The organism is Pseudomonas sp. MWU12-2345, assembly GCF_023242385.1.
Lineage (GTDB): Bacteria > Pseudomonadota > Gammaproteobacteria > Pseudomonadales > Pseudomonadaceae > Aquipseudomonas > Aquipseudomonas gingeri_D.
Map to the genome: position 1 here is coordinate 291109 of NZ_JALLJA010000004.1, position 12861 is coordinate 303969.

Annotated in this window: 16 protein-coding genes; 9 read left to right on the forward strand and 7 right to left on the reverse strand. The window is 62.6% G+C overall.

What is annotated here, in order from left to right:
- The first annotated feature begins 39 nt into the window (after positions 1 to 39).
- From rnd to M5C71_RS11685, 3 genes are all read left to right on the forward strand, one after another.
- Positions 40 to 1173 (forward strand): ribonuclease D, encoded by a 1134-nt coding sequence (gene rnd / locus M5C71_RS11675; protein ID WP_248767897.1) that lies wholly within the window; start codon positions 40 to 42, stop codon positions 1171 to 1173.
- The gene (locus M5C71_RS11680; protein ID WP_103498672.1) at positions 1170 to 1463 is read left to right on the forward strand and encodes a YcgL domain-containing protein; all 294 of its coding nucleotides are present in this window, start codon (positions 1170 to 1172) and stop codon (positions 1461 to 1463) included. The genes rnd and M5C71_RS11680 overlap by 4 nt, the downstream gene beginning before the upstream one ends.
- A 126-nt stretch (positions 1464 to 1589) precedes the next feature.
- On the forward strand, positions 1590 to 2522 hold the full coding sequence (locus tag M5C71_RS11685) for a D-2-hydroxyacid dehydrogenase (RefSeq protein ID WP_248745055.1): 933 nt from the start codon (positions 1590 to 1592) through the stop codon (positions 2520 to 2522).
- 133 nt (positions 2523 to 2655) lie between these two features.
- On the opposite strand, the gene M5C71_RS11690 is transcribed toward M5C71_RS11685, so the two are convergent.
- Positions 2656 to 3249, reverse strand: coding sequence for a nitroreductase family protein (locus M5C71_RS11690; RefSeq protein ID WP_103498674.1), 594 nt, complete (start codon positions 3247 to 3249; stop codon positions 2656 to 2658).
- Between the two features lie 155 nt (positions 3250 to 3404).
- Here M5C71_RS11690 and M5C71_RS11695 point away from each other — a divergent pair, with 155 nt between their 5' ends.
- Positions 3405 to 3854 carry a YcgN family cysteine cluster protein gene (locus tag M5C71_RS11695; protein ID WP_248767898.1) on the forward strand — a complete coding sequence of 150 codons (450 nt, stop codon included), beginning with the start codon at positions 3405 to 3407 and terminating at the stop codon, positions 3852 to 3854.
- A gap of 24 nt (positions 3855 to 3878) precedes the next feature.
- Positions 3879 to 5117, forward strand: coding sequence for a hypothetical protein (locus M5C71_RS11700; RefSeq protein WP_248745054.1), 1239 nt, complete (start codon positions 3879 to 3881; stop codon positions 5115 to 5117).
- A 3-nt stretch (positions 5118 to 5120) separates the two neighbouring features.
- Here the strand turns inward: M5C71_RS11700 and M5C71_RS11705 are convergent, their stop codons facing one another.
- Positions 5121 to 5588, reverse strand: a complete 468-nt coding sequence (locus M5C71_RS11705) for an RNA methyltransferase (RefSeq protein ID WP_007926908.1) — start codon at positions 5586 to 5588, stop codon at positions 5121 to 5123.
- Between the two features lie 48 nt (positions 5589 to 5636).
- Complete coding sequence (locus M5C71_RS11710; protein ID WP_177100003.1) at positions 5637 to 6344, reverse strand: glutathione S-transferase C-terminal domain-containing protein; 708 nt, start codon at positions 6342 to 6344, stop codon at positions 5637 to 5639.
- Positions 6345 to 6470: 126 nt separating this feature from the next.
- Between M5C71_RS11710 and M5C71_RS11715 the strand changes: the two genes are divergently transcribed.
- Both M5C71_RS11715 and M5C71_RS11720 read left to right on the forward strand, forming a co-directional pair.
- Positions 6471 to 7052, forward strand: a complete 582-nt coding sequence (locus M5C71_RS11715) for a TetR/AcrR family transcriptional regulator (protein ID WP_152738275.1) — start codon at positions 6471 to 6473, stop codon at positions 7050 to 7052.
- 21 nt (positions 7053 to 7073) lie between these two features.
- Positions 7074 to 7775 carry a glutathione binding-like protein gene (locus M5C71_RS11720; protein ID WP_103498679.1) on the forward strand — a complete coding sequence of 234 codons (702 nt, stop codon included), beginning with the start codon at positions 7074 to 7076 and terminating at the stop codon, positions 7773 to 7775.
- 12 nt (positions 7776 to 7787) lie between these two features.
- On the opposite strand, the gene M5C71_RS11725 is transcribed toward M5C71_RS11720, so the two are convergent.
- Positions 7788 to 8717 (reverse strand): HD-GYP domain-containing protein, encoded by a 930-nt coding sequence (locus M5C71_RS11725; RefSeq protein ID WP_103498680.1) that lies wholly within the window; start codon positions 8715 to 8717, stop codon positions 7788 to 7790.
- Between the two features lie 213 nt (positions 8718 to 8930).
- Between M5C71_RS11725 and M5C71_RS11730 the strand changes: the two genes are divergently transcribed.
- The gene (locus M5C71_RS11730; protein ID WP_103498681.1) at positions 8931 to 10856 is read left to right on the forward strand and encodes a methyl-accepting chemotaxis protein; all 1926 of its coding nucleotides are present in this window, start codon (positions 8931 to 8933) and stop codon (positions 10854 to 10856) included.
- Positions 10857 to 10859: 3 nt separating this feature from the next.
- On the opposite strand, the gene M5C71_RS11735 is transcribed toward M5C71_RS11730, so the two are convergent.
- Complete coding sequence (locus tag M5C71_RS11735; protein ID WP_248767899.1) at positions 10860 to 11234, reverse strand: YajD family HNH nuclease; 375 nt, start codon at positions 11232 to 11234, stop codon at positions 10860 to 10862.
- 50 nt (positions 11235 to 11284) lie between these two features.
- Positions 11285 to 11971 carry a hypothetical protein gene (locus M5C71_RS11740; RefSeq protein WP_248767900.1) on the reverse strand — a complete coding sequence of 229 codons (687 nt, stop codon included), beginning with the start codon at positions 11969 to 11971 and terminating at the stop codon, positions 11285 to 11287.
- A gap of 82 nt (positions 11972 to 12053) precedes the next feature.
- On the opposite strand from M5C71_RS11740, the gene M5C71_RS11745 reads away from it, so the two are divergent.
- The gene (locus tag M5C71_RS11745; protein WP_103498684.1) at positions 12054 to 12353 is read left to right on the forward strand and encodes a hypothetical protein; all 300 of its coding nucleotides are present in this window, start codon (positions 12054 to 12056) and stop codon (positions 12351 to 12353) included.
- Here the strand turns inward: M5C71_RS11745 and M5C71_RS11750 are convergent.
- Positions 12350 to 12823: a cyclic nucleotide-binding domain-containing protein gene (locus tag M5C71_RS11750; RefSeq protein WP_152738293.1), complete on the reverse strand. Its 474-nt coding sequence runs from the start codon at positions 12821 to 12823 to the stop codon at positions 12350 to 12352. The genes M5C71_RS11745 and M5C71_RS11750 overlap by 4 nt on opposite strands.
- Positions 12824 to 12861: the final 38 nt, after the last annotated feature.

Below are 12861 nucleotides of genomic sequence, written 5' to 3' on the forward strand. Positions count from 1 at the left end.
GCGAGATATACTGCGTGCCATTCTTCAAGGGAGAGCCGTGTGGCCATCGATATTCACTGGATTCGCGACAACGATAGCCTCGGTCGGCATTGCGCCCAATGGCAACAGTTACCCTTTGTAGCCCTCGACACCGAATTCATGCGGGTCGACACCTTTTATCCGATTGCCGGACTGATCCAGATCGGTGACGGCGAGCGTGCCTACCTGATCGACCCCCTGACCATCGACCAGTGGCAGCCCCTGGCGGCGTTGCTCGAAGACCCGGCCGTGGTCAAGGTCGTGCACGCCTGCAGTGAAGACCTCGAAGTGCTGTTGCGCCTGACCGGCAGCCTGCCGGTGCCGCTGTTCGACACCCAGCTTGCCGCCGCCTACCTGAACCTCGGTTTTTCCATGGGCTATTCGCGCCTGGTGCAGGAAGTCCTGGGTATCGAGCTGCCCAAGGGTGAGACCCGTTCGGACTGGTTGCAGCGTCCGCTGTCGGAAACCCAGGTCAGCTACGCCGCCGAAGACGCCGTGCACCTGGCCGAGGTCTACACCCGCCTGCGCCCGAAGCTGTCGGACGACAAGTACGCCTGGGTCCTGGAAGACGGCGCGGAACTGGTGGCCAACCTGCGTCGCGAGGTCGACCCCTACGAGGTCTATCGCGAGGCGAAGCTGGCCTGGAAGCTGTCCCGTGCGCAATTGGTCGTGCTGCGCGAGCTGTGCGCCTGGCGCGAACGCGAAGCCCGCGCCCGCGATCTGCCGCGTAATCGGATCATCCGCGAGCACTCCTTGTGGCCTCTGGCCAAGAGCCAGCCGGACAACCTGGTGGCATTGGCCCGCATAGAGGACATGCACCCGCGTACCGTGCGCCAGGACGGCGAGTTCCTGCTGGAGCTGATCAAGCAGGCCGGCAGCGCGCCAATCGACCAATGGCCGCCGGCGGTGCCCGAGCCCTTGCCGATCGAAGCCTCGGCGCTGGTCAAGCGCCTGCGTGCCCTCGGTCAGGCCGAAGCTGAACGCCTGGGCGTTGCGCCGGAATTGATGCTGCGCAAGAAAACCCTGGAAGCGCTGATCAAGAGCGGCTTTCCCCATGGACCTTACCAATTGCCCGATTCGCTGCGTGGCTGGCGCCGCGAGTTGATGGGCCAGGCGCTGCTCGACAGCCTGGCCACTGCCGGAGAACAGCCTTGAAACGTATTTGCTCCATCTACAGAAGCCCGCGTCGGAACGAGATGTACCTCTACGTGCTCAAGAGCGATGCTCTGGAGCGCGTTCCGGAAAATCTGCTGCTGGCCTTCGGTAAACCGCATCATGCCTTCGACCTGGTCCTGACACCCGAGCGCACGCTGTCGCGCGAAGATATCCACCAGGTGCTGGAGAACCTCGAGAAGCAGGGCTATCACCTGCAGATGCCGCCGGCCGAAGACGAATACATCGAACATTTGCCCGAAGAGCTGTTGCGGCGCAATGATCCGATCTGACGGACATCTCTGAGTGCTCTGTCCGGAGTGCTCGACTCAAATGGACTGTATTTTCTGGCAGTGGCCGATGACGATGGAGCGAACTCCGTCGGCGGCTGCCTGCACTGTTTTTGAAAGGTTTGAACCATGCGCGTTCTGATTGCCGAACACGACCACGCCCTCTATGCCAGCTTGCTGCAGCAGATGGCCCCGGAACTTGAAGTCATGACCAGCAGCGATTCGGCCACGCTGTCGAGCATGGCGGCCGATTGCCCGGTCTGGCTGGGGCAGCCGGACCTGTTGGCAACCCTGTTGCGTCAGGGGCACGGCCCCCAGTGGTTGCAATCGACCTGGGCCGGTGTCACCCCGCTGCTGGCCGAGGGCCTGCCACGGGACTACCGACTGACTCGTGCGGTGGGGATTTTTGGCCAGGTGATGGCCGAGTATGTGCTGACCTATATGCTGGGGCATGAGCGTGAGGTCCTGGCCCGCCTGGTCAGTCAGGTCGAGCGCAAGTGGGACAACCGCATGGGCCAGAGCCTGGCGGGGCGCAAGGTGCTGATTGTCGGCGCCGGAGATATCGGCCAGAGCGTTGCGCAGTTCCTGCAACCCTTTGGTGTCGAGTTGTATGGTATTGCCAGTACCGCGCGGGAGCAGGCACCGTTTATCGAGGTGGCGGCGCTCGAAGCCCTGGGTGAGTGGGTTGGCAAGGTGGACTATGTGATCAACCTGTTGCCGAACACGCCCAATACCCATGATCTGTACGATGCGGCGTTGTTCAAGCGCTTCAAGCCTACCGGCCTGTTTATCAACGTCGGGCGCGGCGTGGCGGTGGTCGATGCGGACCTGGTGGAGGCTTTGAAGGAAGGGCATCTGGCGGGGGCAGTGATCGATGTCTGCCGGCAGGAGCCGTTACCGCAGCGTCATCCGTTCTGGACGGCCTGGGGGTTGTTGTTGACCGGGCACAGTTCGGCACCGACTTCGCCGGGGATGATGGTGCAGTTGTTTGTCGAAAACCTGCGGGCCTATCAGGCCGGGGAAGCGTTGCGCGGGGAAGTGGATTTCGAGCGCGGGTATTGATGGTCCCGGTTTGCAGGGCTGGCCAGGCACCTTGTAGGAGCATGGCCAGCCAGCGAAGGGGCCTTCAAGATCGCTAAAAGCTTCGCGGGCAAGCCCTGCTCCTACAGTCCGCGGTGGGGCGGAACTGCGAGGGTTACAGGCTGAAATCGCCTTCAGCCACCAGCGTGCTCAGCGGCTGGCGTGGGCTTGGGGTTTCGCGGGCCTGCAGGTAATCCGGCAGGCTCGCCTTGTCGCCCAGCTTGCCGATGGCCACTGCCGCATGCAGTGCATAACCTTCTGGAATCTTCAGCTCGCGGCGGGTCAGTTCCTGATCGAAGCCGGCCATGCCGTGGCTGTGCCAGCCGCTGTTGCTGGCTTGCAACGCCAGATGGCCCCAGGCCGAGCCGGTGTCGAAGGTGTGCCACAGCGCCGGGGTTTCTTCGCTGGCGCCGGGAGCGGTGAAGGTGGTTTTCGAAATCACGATCACCAGGGCCGAGGCGTGTTGCGCCCAACCACGGTTGAATTCGTTCAGCAGGCCAAGGAAACGTTCCCAGTTCGGCGTGTCGCGGCGGGCGTAGAGAAAGCGCCAAGGTTGCGAGTTATAGGCCGAAGGCGCCCAGCGGGCCGCTTCGAAAAAGCTCAGCAGGGTTTGTTCCGGGATGCTCTCGCCGGTAAAGGCGCGCGGCGACCAGCGCTGGGTGAACTGGGGGTCGATCGGGTGATCGGCGATGCGTGGGTTGATGCTCATGGCACAGTCCTGACTGGGGAAAATTAGCGAGAAAGCTACTGCGCCGCAGGCGGCCTGACAAGCCTTGTTCAACCGATAGTCGCCGACGCTTGGCCGCAAAGGCTTGGCGCACTAGACTGGCGGCCTTTTCACTCCCCGATGCAGATGTCTGAACCATGGCCGCGAAAGTCGAACCCTTCTGGAAACGCAAGACCCTCGAGCACCTCGATCAGGAGGAATGGGAGTCGCTGTGCGACGGTTGCGGCCTGTGCTGTCTGCAAAAGCTCGAGGACGAAGACGACAACAGCGTCTATTACACGCGCATTGCCTGCAAGCTCCTGGACCTGAAAACCTGCCAGTGCACCGACTACGCCAAGCGTCGCGACTCGGTGCCGGACTGTATCCAGCTCACCCCGGGCCAGGCCGACCAGTTCAAGTGGTTGCCGCCGACCTGTGGTTATCGCCTGGTCAGCGAAGGCAAGGACCTGCCGCTCTGGCACCATCTGGTCTGCGGTGACCGCGACGCGTTGCACCACGAGCGGATTTCCCAGTCCGGGCGCATGCTTGCCGAAGGCAGCGTGCCGGAAGAGGACTGGGAAGATCATCTGATTTTCCGCGCCGGCTGATGTCCGCCAACCCCGAGGAACTCCATGTCGTTACCTTGCAGGCTGCCGGCGTTCCTGCTGCTGATGGTGTTCAGCGGGCTGGGTTGGGCCGGGAAAAAAGTCGACCTGGACTATCGGGTGCGCCTGTTGCCCCAGAGCGAACAGGCTGAGGTGCGCCTGACCCTGGCCCAGGGTTCGGCGGTGCGCAGCCTGGATTTCGATCTCGGCAACCAGGGTTACTACAGTGACTTCATGGCCGACGGGCAGTGGCAGCTGAGCTCCGGGTCTACGCCGGACAGCCGCCGTGGTGTCTGGCATCCGGCATCGGGCAAGGCCAGCCTGAGCTATCGGGTCAGTCTCAACCATCCACGTAGCAACGGCACGTTCGAGACGCGGATGACGCCGACCTGGGCACTGTTGCGAGGCGAGGACCTGGTACCGCCGGCCCATCTGGATCAGCACGACGGCACCGAACTGGTCTCGCGCCTGGAATTCGAATTGCCCGGAGGTTGGAAAAGTGTCGAGACCGCCTGGCCGCGTATCGGCAAGCAGCGCTTTCGTATCGACAACGTCTCACGCCTGTTCGACCGGCCGGTCGGCTGGATACTGGCTGGCGACCTGGGCAGCCGGCGGACCCGCCTGGGTGAAACCGATGTCACGGTCGCGGCGCCTCGGGGCGAAGGCATGCGGCGCATGGATGTGCTGACGCTGCTGACCTTCGTCTGGCCCAAGCTGCAGGAAGTGTTTCCGCGCAATCCCGGTAAATTGCTGGTGGTCGGGGCCGGGGAGTCAATGGCCCATGGCAGTCAGGCGGGCCGCGATTCGATCTACCTGCACAGCACCGCCCCGCTGATCAGCGAGTCCGGGGACAGTGCCTTGGTGCGCGAGCTGGTTCATGTGTTCGGGCGGATCAATGACAGCCAGCACAGTGACTGGGTCGGCGAAGGCCTGGCTCAGTATTACGCGATCGAGTTGTTGCGCCGTGCCGGTGGGATGAGCGAGGAACGTTACCAGGCGTTGCAGGTGCGCTTGACCCGGCTCAGTCGCAAGGTCGGCACATTGCGGGGGGAACAGGTGGACAGGGCGACGGTGGCACGGGCGGTGTTGCTGTTGCAGGCGCTGGATCGCGAGATTCGCCAGCAGACCGATGGCAAGCGTTCCCTCGATGATGTCAGCCGGGCGGCGATGCGCCTGGATACCGTCAGCACCGAGGAATTTATCCAGCTGTGCGAAAGCGTGATGGGTGAGCCGTCGAAGGTGCTGGCGAGCGGGCTGCTGAAGTAAAGCCTAGAACTTCGGACCGGAACGGGTGTTGTTACCCTTGGCCAGGCGGTCGTACAGCACCACATTGACCGTCGCCGCCAGGTTCATGCAACCGGTGGTCGGGATATACACCACGTCTTCGCACCAGTCGCGGATGTCCTTGTCCAGCGAGCCGTCTTCCGGGCCGAAGATATACAGCGCCCGATCCGGATGGGTGTATTCGGGCAACGAGCGCGCACCTTCTACCAGTTCGACGGCCACCGGCACGCAGCCCAGGGGCAGGATTTTCTTCAGGTCGTCGATGCCGATCAGCGGAATGTCCTGGTGGACTTTCTTGGTGTCGGTGACAAAGTCCCGCGCCCGTTCGTAGCGTTTGCCGGTGTAGAACACCGAAGCCACGCCGTAGCAGCCAGCCGCACGCATCACCGAGCCGACGTTCTCCGGTGACTTGGGGTTATACAAACCAATGCAGCTGTACCTTTTGTTTGCCACGAGCCGGGTGCCTTCCAGGAAAAAGACGCGATTATACCGGCATCTCCGTCAGCTCGTGGTGTCGGGATAGTTCGAAGGGAACAGCGCCCGTCGGGTTTGCTCGTCGTTGACTTGCTTGAAGGCGTGGCTCTTGCCCACTTGGCGGGCGCGGGCCACGGCTGGCCGCGCGTCGATGCGCTGGAACCAGGCCGACAGATGGGGATAGGCCGCCAATGGCGATTCTTCGCCTTTGAGCACGCGGGCAGCCCGATCGATCCAGCCCCAGGCCGAGATATCGGCAATCGTATAGCTGTCACCGACGATATAGCTGCGCCCGGCCAGATGCCGGTCAAGTACCCGGTAGTGCCGCTCGGCTTCACGGCGATAACGATTGATGGCGTAAGGGATGCTTTCCGGGGCCGAGTGCTGGAAGTGCACCGCCTGGCCGGAAAATGGTCCCAGGCCCGTGCCGATAAACATCATCCACGACAGCAGTTCGCCCCGATCGCCGGGTTCACCGCCGAGCAGTCCGGTCTTTTCACTCAGGTACAGCAGGATCGCGTTCGAGTCGAACACCCGGACTTCGCGGCCGTTCGGGCCTTCGGTATCGAGGATTGCCGGAACCTTGCCGTTGGGATTTATCGCCAGGAACTCCGGGCTGTGCTGTTCGCCCTTGCTGGTATCGACCGGAACCAGCTCGTAGGGCAGCGCCGTTTCTTCAAGAAACAGGGCGACTTTGGCCGGATTGGGCGTCGGGTGGAAAAAGAAACGGATCATGTCGAAAGGTCCTGGCAGATGTTTTGGATCGAGTGTTATAAAATAGGACGAAACGCTGGCGCGTGGCAATCGTCGTTTGTTTCAACGAATATCTGCGCTACTTCAATTTGAATCCATGTGTGAGTTATGGCGCGACCAAGAGAATTTGACGAGGCCAGGGCAATGGAGGCGGCGATCCGCTGCTTCTGGGCCCGTGGCTACGAGGCCACCTCCGTACGGGATCTGGCGCTGGCCATGGGGATTACCGGGGCCAGCCTGTACAACGCCTTCGGTGACAAGCGCGCGCTCTTCGGCCTGGCCCTCGATCACTACATCAAGCGCGGCTTCTGCGAGCGTTCCGTGCGCCTGGAGCAGCAACTGCCGCCCCGCGAAGCCATCCAGACGTTCTTCAACGAGATCATCGAACTGTCCCTGAGCGATCCCGAGCACAAGGGCTGTTTTATTGTCAACGCGGCCCTTGAGGTGGCGCCCCACGATCCGGAGTTCAAGGCGGTACTGGCCAAGGTCCAGGAGGGGATGGAGAGCTTTTTCCGGCGCTGTATCAGTGCCGGCCAGGCCCAGGGCAGCATCAATGCGTCACAGCCGGCGGAGGATCTGGCGCGTATGTGCCTGGCGGTGCTGATGGGACTGCGGGTGCTGGCCCGCTCAAGGCCGGAACGGGAATTGCTGGAAGGGCTGGTGCGACCGGTCTTTGGGTTATTGAAATAGTGCGTCTACGAGGGGAATCGCATGATTGAGCTCTACTACTGGGCTACGCCAAACGGCCACAAGATCACAATGTTCCTGGAGGAGGCGGGTCTTGAGTACCGTATCCATCCCGTGGATATCGGCGCCGGCGACCAGTTCAAGCCGGAGTTCCTGGCGTTTTCGCCGAACAACCGCATGCCGGCGATCATCGACACCGCGCCCGCCGATGACGGCGAGCCGATCACGGTGTTCGAGTCGGGGGCGATCCTGCTGTACCTGGCGGAAAAGACCGGGCAGTTCCTGCCCGCCGATGTGCGTGGGCGCAAGACCGTGACCGAGTGGCTGTTCTGGCAGATGGGCGGCCTGGGGCCGATGGCCGGGCAGAATCACCATTTCGGGCTGTATGCGCCGGAAAAAATACCCTACGCCATCAACCGTTATGTCAATGAGACCAACCGTCTCTACGGTGTGCTCGACCGTCGGTTGCAAGGGCGTGAGTTCATTGCTGGCGAGCATTATTCGATCGCCGACATGGCCTGCTATCCCTGGGTAGCGCCGTGGCAGCGTCAGCAACAGAATATCGAGGATTTCCCGGATCTGAGTCGCTGGCTCCACGCTATCGAACAACGTCCGGCGACATTGCGCGCCTATGCCCGGGGGGAGCCGTATTCGCGGCGTGCCACGGAGACGGAAGACGGCAAGAAAATCCTCTTCGGCCAGACCGCCAAGGGCCCGGCCGCCTGAGGCTCAACCCGGTTAGTGCGGGCGAGAGCTCGCTTGCTCGCGCAGCACCGGGACGAATTGGTGTTGCACCAGGCGCTCGATCAATTCGACATCGGCCTCGGGGCTGAGGTCTTTCGCACTGCCAGAGGTGCCGGTGGCCTCCAGCTCCAGCACGCTGTCCGGCGTCTTCTGCAGCAGCAAATAGTCGGCGCCGCAATTGCCGCAGAACACATGGTCGCCTGCGCGGTGCGCGCGTTTGAGTACTACCGTCGGCCCGCACATGCCGCAGTGCCGCAGGGGAATGCCCTGGTCGGTATGGCCGATGATCGGGCTCAAGACACCCGACTCCCCCAACTCGATAAACAAGGCGCCGAAGTGCGCATCGAACTGGCTCCCCAGGTTCTTGCCGATGATCTGCAATGCCTGTGCCTGCGGCATGCCCGCACGATAGGGGCGGGTGCTGGTCATGGCATCAAAGGCGTCGCAGATGCCGACGATGCTCGCCAGGTGCGGAATCTCGCCGGCCTTGAGCCCCAGGGGATAACCCCGGCCATCCGGCATCTCGTGGTGCAGGCGCACGGCGTCTTCCACCAGCGTGGCCAGGGGGTGGGCATGCAGCAGCCTGAAGCCGATTTCGGGGTGGGTCTTGATCACGGCGTACTCCTCGTCGCTCAAGGGGCCGGGCTTGCGCAGCACAGCGTCGGGAATACCAACCTTGCCCAGGTCATGGACAAAGCCGCCCAAGGCGATCCGCGCCACTTCCTCCACCGCGAAGCCGGCTTTTTTCGCCAGCAACTCGCAAAACTGCGCCACTCGCCACAGATGTCCGCCGGTATAGGGATCACGCGCCTCCACCACCCAGGCCATCACCAACAGGCTCGACAACAACTCCTGTTCCGGACGCGAAACCTGCGCCGGTTGGCGGGCGCCCAGCAGATTTTGAATCAGTTGGTTCAGTTTCATCGAAGACGCTCTCGGTACAGGAATAAAGGAGGAAGTCGCATACACTGGTACTTTGCCCTGTTGAGAAGGTATAGGGCTTTAAATTACAAACGTTTGAAAAAATCTTGGCCTTGTGTTTTAGATCGTTCGATTTAGAATGCCTGGCATCTCGACGTGCCTCAAGGCATTTGGCGCATTGCCTCGCCGGTTGACGGCTTCACAGGAGAGTTCGTTATGGTCGCTGACTGGTTGATGGGCGCTTCGGTACGTCGCAAGTTGACCCTGGGGTTTGGCATCGTGTTGCTGCTCACGGCGCTGCTGAGTGCGATTGCCTGGTACAGCATCGGGCAACTGACAATGCGCAGCGAGGCGTTGGTGGACAGTGTCTCGCTGGACACCCAGATCGCTGCCGTGCGCCTGCAGGAAAACGAATTCGACCGCACCGGGCAAAGCGCGGCGGTCGACGCCTATGCCGGGCAGATGCAGGCGTTGTATGCCGGTGTCGACAAGTTGCAGATGAGCCTGGAAACCGACGCACAGACGACTCTCACACGTATCCGCGAGGTGGCCCGGGCCTATCAACAGAGTTTTGCCGAGTTCGTCGCGGCCCGGCGCCAGGCCCGGGAGGCGGAGAAGGCCATGGTGCCGGTGATGGAGACTATCGCCGAGCAGTTGACGCGTTTGCGTACCCAACTCTTCCAGCAGATGCGCAGCGATCCGGCGGTCACCATCGATCAGGCGCAGGCGGTGGCCGAGCTGCAATGGCTGATGGCGCAATTGCGCGATCAGGTGCGTTTGTATATCGCCGATCCACAACCCGAGGCGCAGTTGCGCGTTTCGCAGATGGCCGACCGCATTCGCGTGCAGGGCAACGACTTGTACGGGCAACTGCCCGGTGATGCTTTACAGACACCCTTGCTGGGCGCGTTGCAGGCGGCGGTGATCTACCAGGATCGGGTCGTGGACTTCAGCGCCAGCGTGCTCAAGAGCCAGCAGGCCAAGCAGGCGATGCTGGCGCAGGCGGGGGACTTGCAGCAACTGAGTGCGGCGGTCTATCAACTGCAACTACAGGGACGCGCTCACGATGTACGGATGGCCCGTAGCGAGCTGTTGCTGGCGGGCGGGTTGGCGCTGTTGCTGGGCTTGCTGTCGGCCTGGGCCATGACCCGGCAGATCGTTCCGCCGCTCAAGCGGACCCTGACCCTGGCCCGGCAGATCGCCTCGGGCGACCTGACCGGTAACCTGGAAAGCCATCGGCGTGACGAACTGGGGCAGATGATGACGGCCATGCGGGAAATGGCCGGGCACCTGCGCCAACTGATCGGCAGCATCGGCGCAGGCACGCGTCAACTGACCCAGGCCGCCGAAGGCTTGTCGACGATCACCGCCCATAGCAGCGCGGGAGTCTCGCAGCAGCGCCAGCAGACCGAAGAGGTTGCCGGCGCCATGGGTGAAATGGTCGACAGTGCCCAGCATATCGCCCGTAACGCGCAGCAGGCCTCGGAGGCGGCGCAGGCGGCCGAGCGGCGCAGCGTCGAGGGCAACCGCGTGGTGACCCAGGCGATCGAGCACTTTGAAGCCCTGGTACTCAACGTCGATCGTTCCGCCCTGGCGATGGAGCGTCTGCGTGAAGACGGTGAACGTATCGGCGGGGTGTTCGGGGTGATCCGCGAGGTGGCGGAGCAGACCAATCTACTGGCCCTCAACGCCGCCATCGAAGCGGCTCGCGCAGGTGACGCCGGGCGGGGCTTTGCAGTGGTGGCCGATGAGGTGCGGGCGCTGGCCCAGCGTACCCAGCGTTCCACCGAGGAAATCGAGGGGTTGATCGCGGCCCTGCATGGCGGTACCGAACAGGCCACGGCGATCATGCGCCAGAGCCAGGACATGAGCCTGTCCAGTGTGGTCCTGGCCCGTGAGGCCGGTGGCGTGCTCAGTGAAATTCGCCAGTCGGCGTCGTTGATCCAGTCGATGAACTCACAGATTGCCACGGCTGCCGATCAGCAAACCCGCGCCTGCGAACAGATCAGCGGCAATCTGGCCCGCGTGCGCGATATCGCCGACGAATCGGCGCAGTCAAGTGCCCGCACGGCGACGGCGAGCCTCGAACTGTCGCGCCTGGGGGGCGACCTGAACGTGCTGGTTCAGCGATTCACGGTGTAGCTTTTACCCGTCTTTCTTCATCAGCCCGGCCAGCGCCGCGAACGGGTTGTGGGTGGCCTTGGCGATCTTCGGGCTGCTCAGGGAGCCGTCGCCGAAGTATTGCTGGTCGGTGTAGCGCGAGTGCTCGTTGTCATGGCAGAACAGGCACAGCAGTTCCCAGTTGGAACCGTCCTGCGGGTTGTTGTCATGGTTGTGGTCGCGGTGGTGCACGGTAAGCTCGCTCAGGCGCTTGCCGGAAAATTCACGGGCGCAGCGACCACACACGTGCGGATACATCTTCAGTGCCTTGTCGCGATAGCCCATCTCTTTATCGCGTTTCGCATCGGCCAGGATGCGGTCCAGCTTGGCGGTATGGGAGGGAGGGTTGGCCGAACTCATGGGTTCACCTTGTCGAATAGGTTAATGACGGTTATGCGGCAAAGTTTAGCTCAGTTCTTGAGCTTCTCGGCGATCCAGATGGTGTGGCGCGTGCCCTTGTTGCCGTGGGCATAGACCTGGACTTCCTCGGCCTTGAAGCCGGCCTTGCGCAGCTTGTCGCAGAAGTGGCTGTCGGCGCTGGCCGACCACACCGCCAGCACGCCCTTGGGCCGCAGGGCCTTGGCACAGGCGCTCAGGCCGCCCGCCGAGTAGAGCCAGCTGTTGGCTCTCTGGGTCAGGCCTTCGGGACCGTTGTCGACATCGAGCATGATCGCATCAAAGCCATTGGGCTCGGCCTGCAGGACCTTGGCCACGTCTTCCAGGCGGATCACCGTGCGCGGGTCATCCAGCGGCCGGCCGGCTTTTTCTCCCAGCGGGCCGCGGTTCCATTCGACGACGCCGGGCACCAGTTCCGCGACCACGACTTCGGCGGTCTTGCCCAGGTGCTTGAGGGCCGCGGCCAGGGTGAAGCCCATGCCGAGGCCGCCGATCAGCACCCGCGATTGCGGCCGGCCGGCGACCTTGCGGCAGGGAATTTCCGCCAGGGCATCTTCGGAGCCGTGCATGCGGGTGTTCATCAATTGCCCGCCGTCACCGCCCTGGATCTTGATCACGAAGTCTTCGCCATACTCGAACAGGCACAGGGCACCGCCGTTTTCAGGAATCGGAGCGGTGTCCAGCAGAACGAAACGTTTCATGGAAATCTCATTGGGAGGGGCAAAATAGCCGCGTTGCGAGTAGCCTGATGGCAGACAGAGAAGTCTGGCAACGGAGCCATTGATGAAACGCGCTATTGTAGCGGTCATTGCATTGACCGCGCTCACCATTACCACGGTACGGGCCGAGGATCTCTCGCCGGTACCGGTCACGCCGAAACCGGGAGCGCCGAGCACGGCGACCCCGACGCCGTCCCCGCAGATCACCCCGCGCACACCGCCAAAACCCGGCGAGCCGCTGCCCAGCATCGAGTTGCCGCAGCCGCCCAAGGACCAGACCCAGCCGGGCCCGGAACAGAACGACAAGACGGACAAGAACGATAAAAGCGACAAGACGGATAAGGCGAAGGAGACCTCCAGCTAGATCTGTTGCGAGAGCAGTTGGCCGTCCGCCATGCGCAGTCGCCTGGACAGCGCAATGGCGATGGCACGGATGATCTTGGCGGCGATCTTCGGCGCATCGTTGAGCATCTTTTCCAGGGAATCCTTGCCCAGGTTGAGTAACTGGCAATCACTGGCGGCCACGCAACTGGCCGAGCGCCGCTCGCCATCGAGCACCGCCATCTCGCCAAAGGCCCGGCCGGCGCGCAGGGTGGCGATCACCACCGGTTGACCCTCGGCGTTGCTCTTCTGCACATTCACGCTGCCGTAGTGAATGATGCACATGAAGGTCCCGGCATCCCCCTCATTGAAGATGGCTTCGCCCTTGGCGACGCTGCTGATGCTGAAATAGCCGGCAGCGGCGAGGCAATCCGCAGGCAGCAGGCTGGCGAACAAACCGCTGTCCATCAGCATGTCGCGGATTTCGTTATTCAGTAAGGTCGGTTCTGACATGGCTCACGGTCTTTTCTTGTTGCCTGTTGTTCTGTGCG

What these genes read in the sequence shown, in the direction of transcription:
- M5C71_RS11725 (WP_103498680.1), bottom strand. Translation starts at nt 8,717, where the DNA reads ATGAAACTGAACCAACTGATTCAAAATCTGCTGGGCGCCCGCCAACCG.
- M5C71_RS11715 (WP_152738275.1), top strand. Translation starts at nt 6,471, where the DNA reads ATGGCGCGACCAAGAGAATTTGACGAGGCCAGGGCAATGGAGGCGGCG.
- M5C71_RS11730 (WP_103498681.1), top strand. Translation starts at nt 8,931, where the DNA reads ATGGTCGCTGACTGGTTGATGGGCGCTTCGGTACGTCGCAAGTTGACC.
- M5C71_RS11695 (WP_248767898.1), top strand. Translation starts at nt 3,405, where the DNA reads ATGGCCGCGAAAGTCGAACCCTTCTGGAAACGCAAGACCCTCGAGCAC.
- M5C71_RS11735 (WP_248767899.1), bottom strand. Translation starts at nt 11,234, where the DNA reads ATGAGTTCGGCCAACCCTCCCTCCCATACCGCCAAGCTGGACCGCATC.
- M5C71_RS11685 (WP_248745055.1), top strand. Translation starts at nt 1,590, where the DNA reads ATGCGCGTTCTGATTGCCGAACACGACCACGCCCTCTATGCCAGCTTG.
- M5C71_RS11740 (WP_248767900.1), bottom strand. Translation starts at nt 11,971, where the DNA reads ATGAAACGTTTCGTTCTGCTGGACACCGCTCCGATTCCTGAAAACGGC.
- M5C71_RS11690 (WP_103498674.1), bottom strand. Translation starts at nt 3,249, where the DNA reads ATGAGCATCAACCCACGCATCGCCGATCACCCGATCGACCCCCAGTTC.
- M5C71_RS11750 (WP_152738293.1), bottom strand. Translation starts at nt 12,823, where the DNA reads ATGTCAGAACCGACCTTACTGAATAACGAAATCCGCGACATGCTGATG.
- M5C71_RS11720 (WP_103498679.1), top strand. Translation starts at nt 7,074, where the DNA reads ATGATTGAGCTCTACTACTGGGCTACGCCAAACGGCCACAAGATCACA.
- M5C71_RS11700 (WP_248745054.1), top strand. Translation starts at nt 3,879, where the DNA reads ATGTCGTTACCTTGCAGGCTGCCGGCGTTCCTGCTGCTGATGGTGTTC.
- M5C71_RS11745 (WP_103498684.1), top strand. Translation starts at nt 12,054, where the DNA reads ATGAAACGCGCTATTGTAGCGGTCATTGCATTGACCGCGCTCACCATT.
- M5C71_RS11710 (WP_177100003.1), bottom strand. Translation starts at nt 6,344, where the DNA reads ATGATCCGTTTCTTTTTCCACCCGACGCCCAATCCGGCCAAAGTCGCC.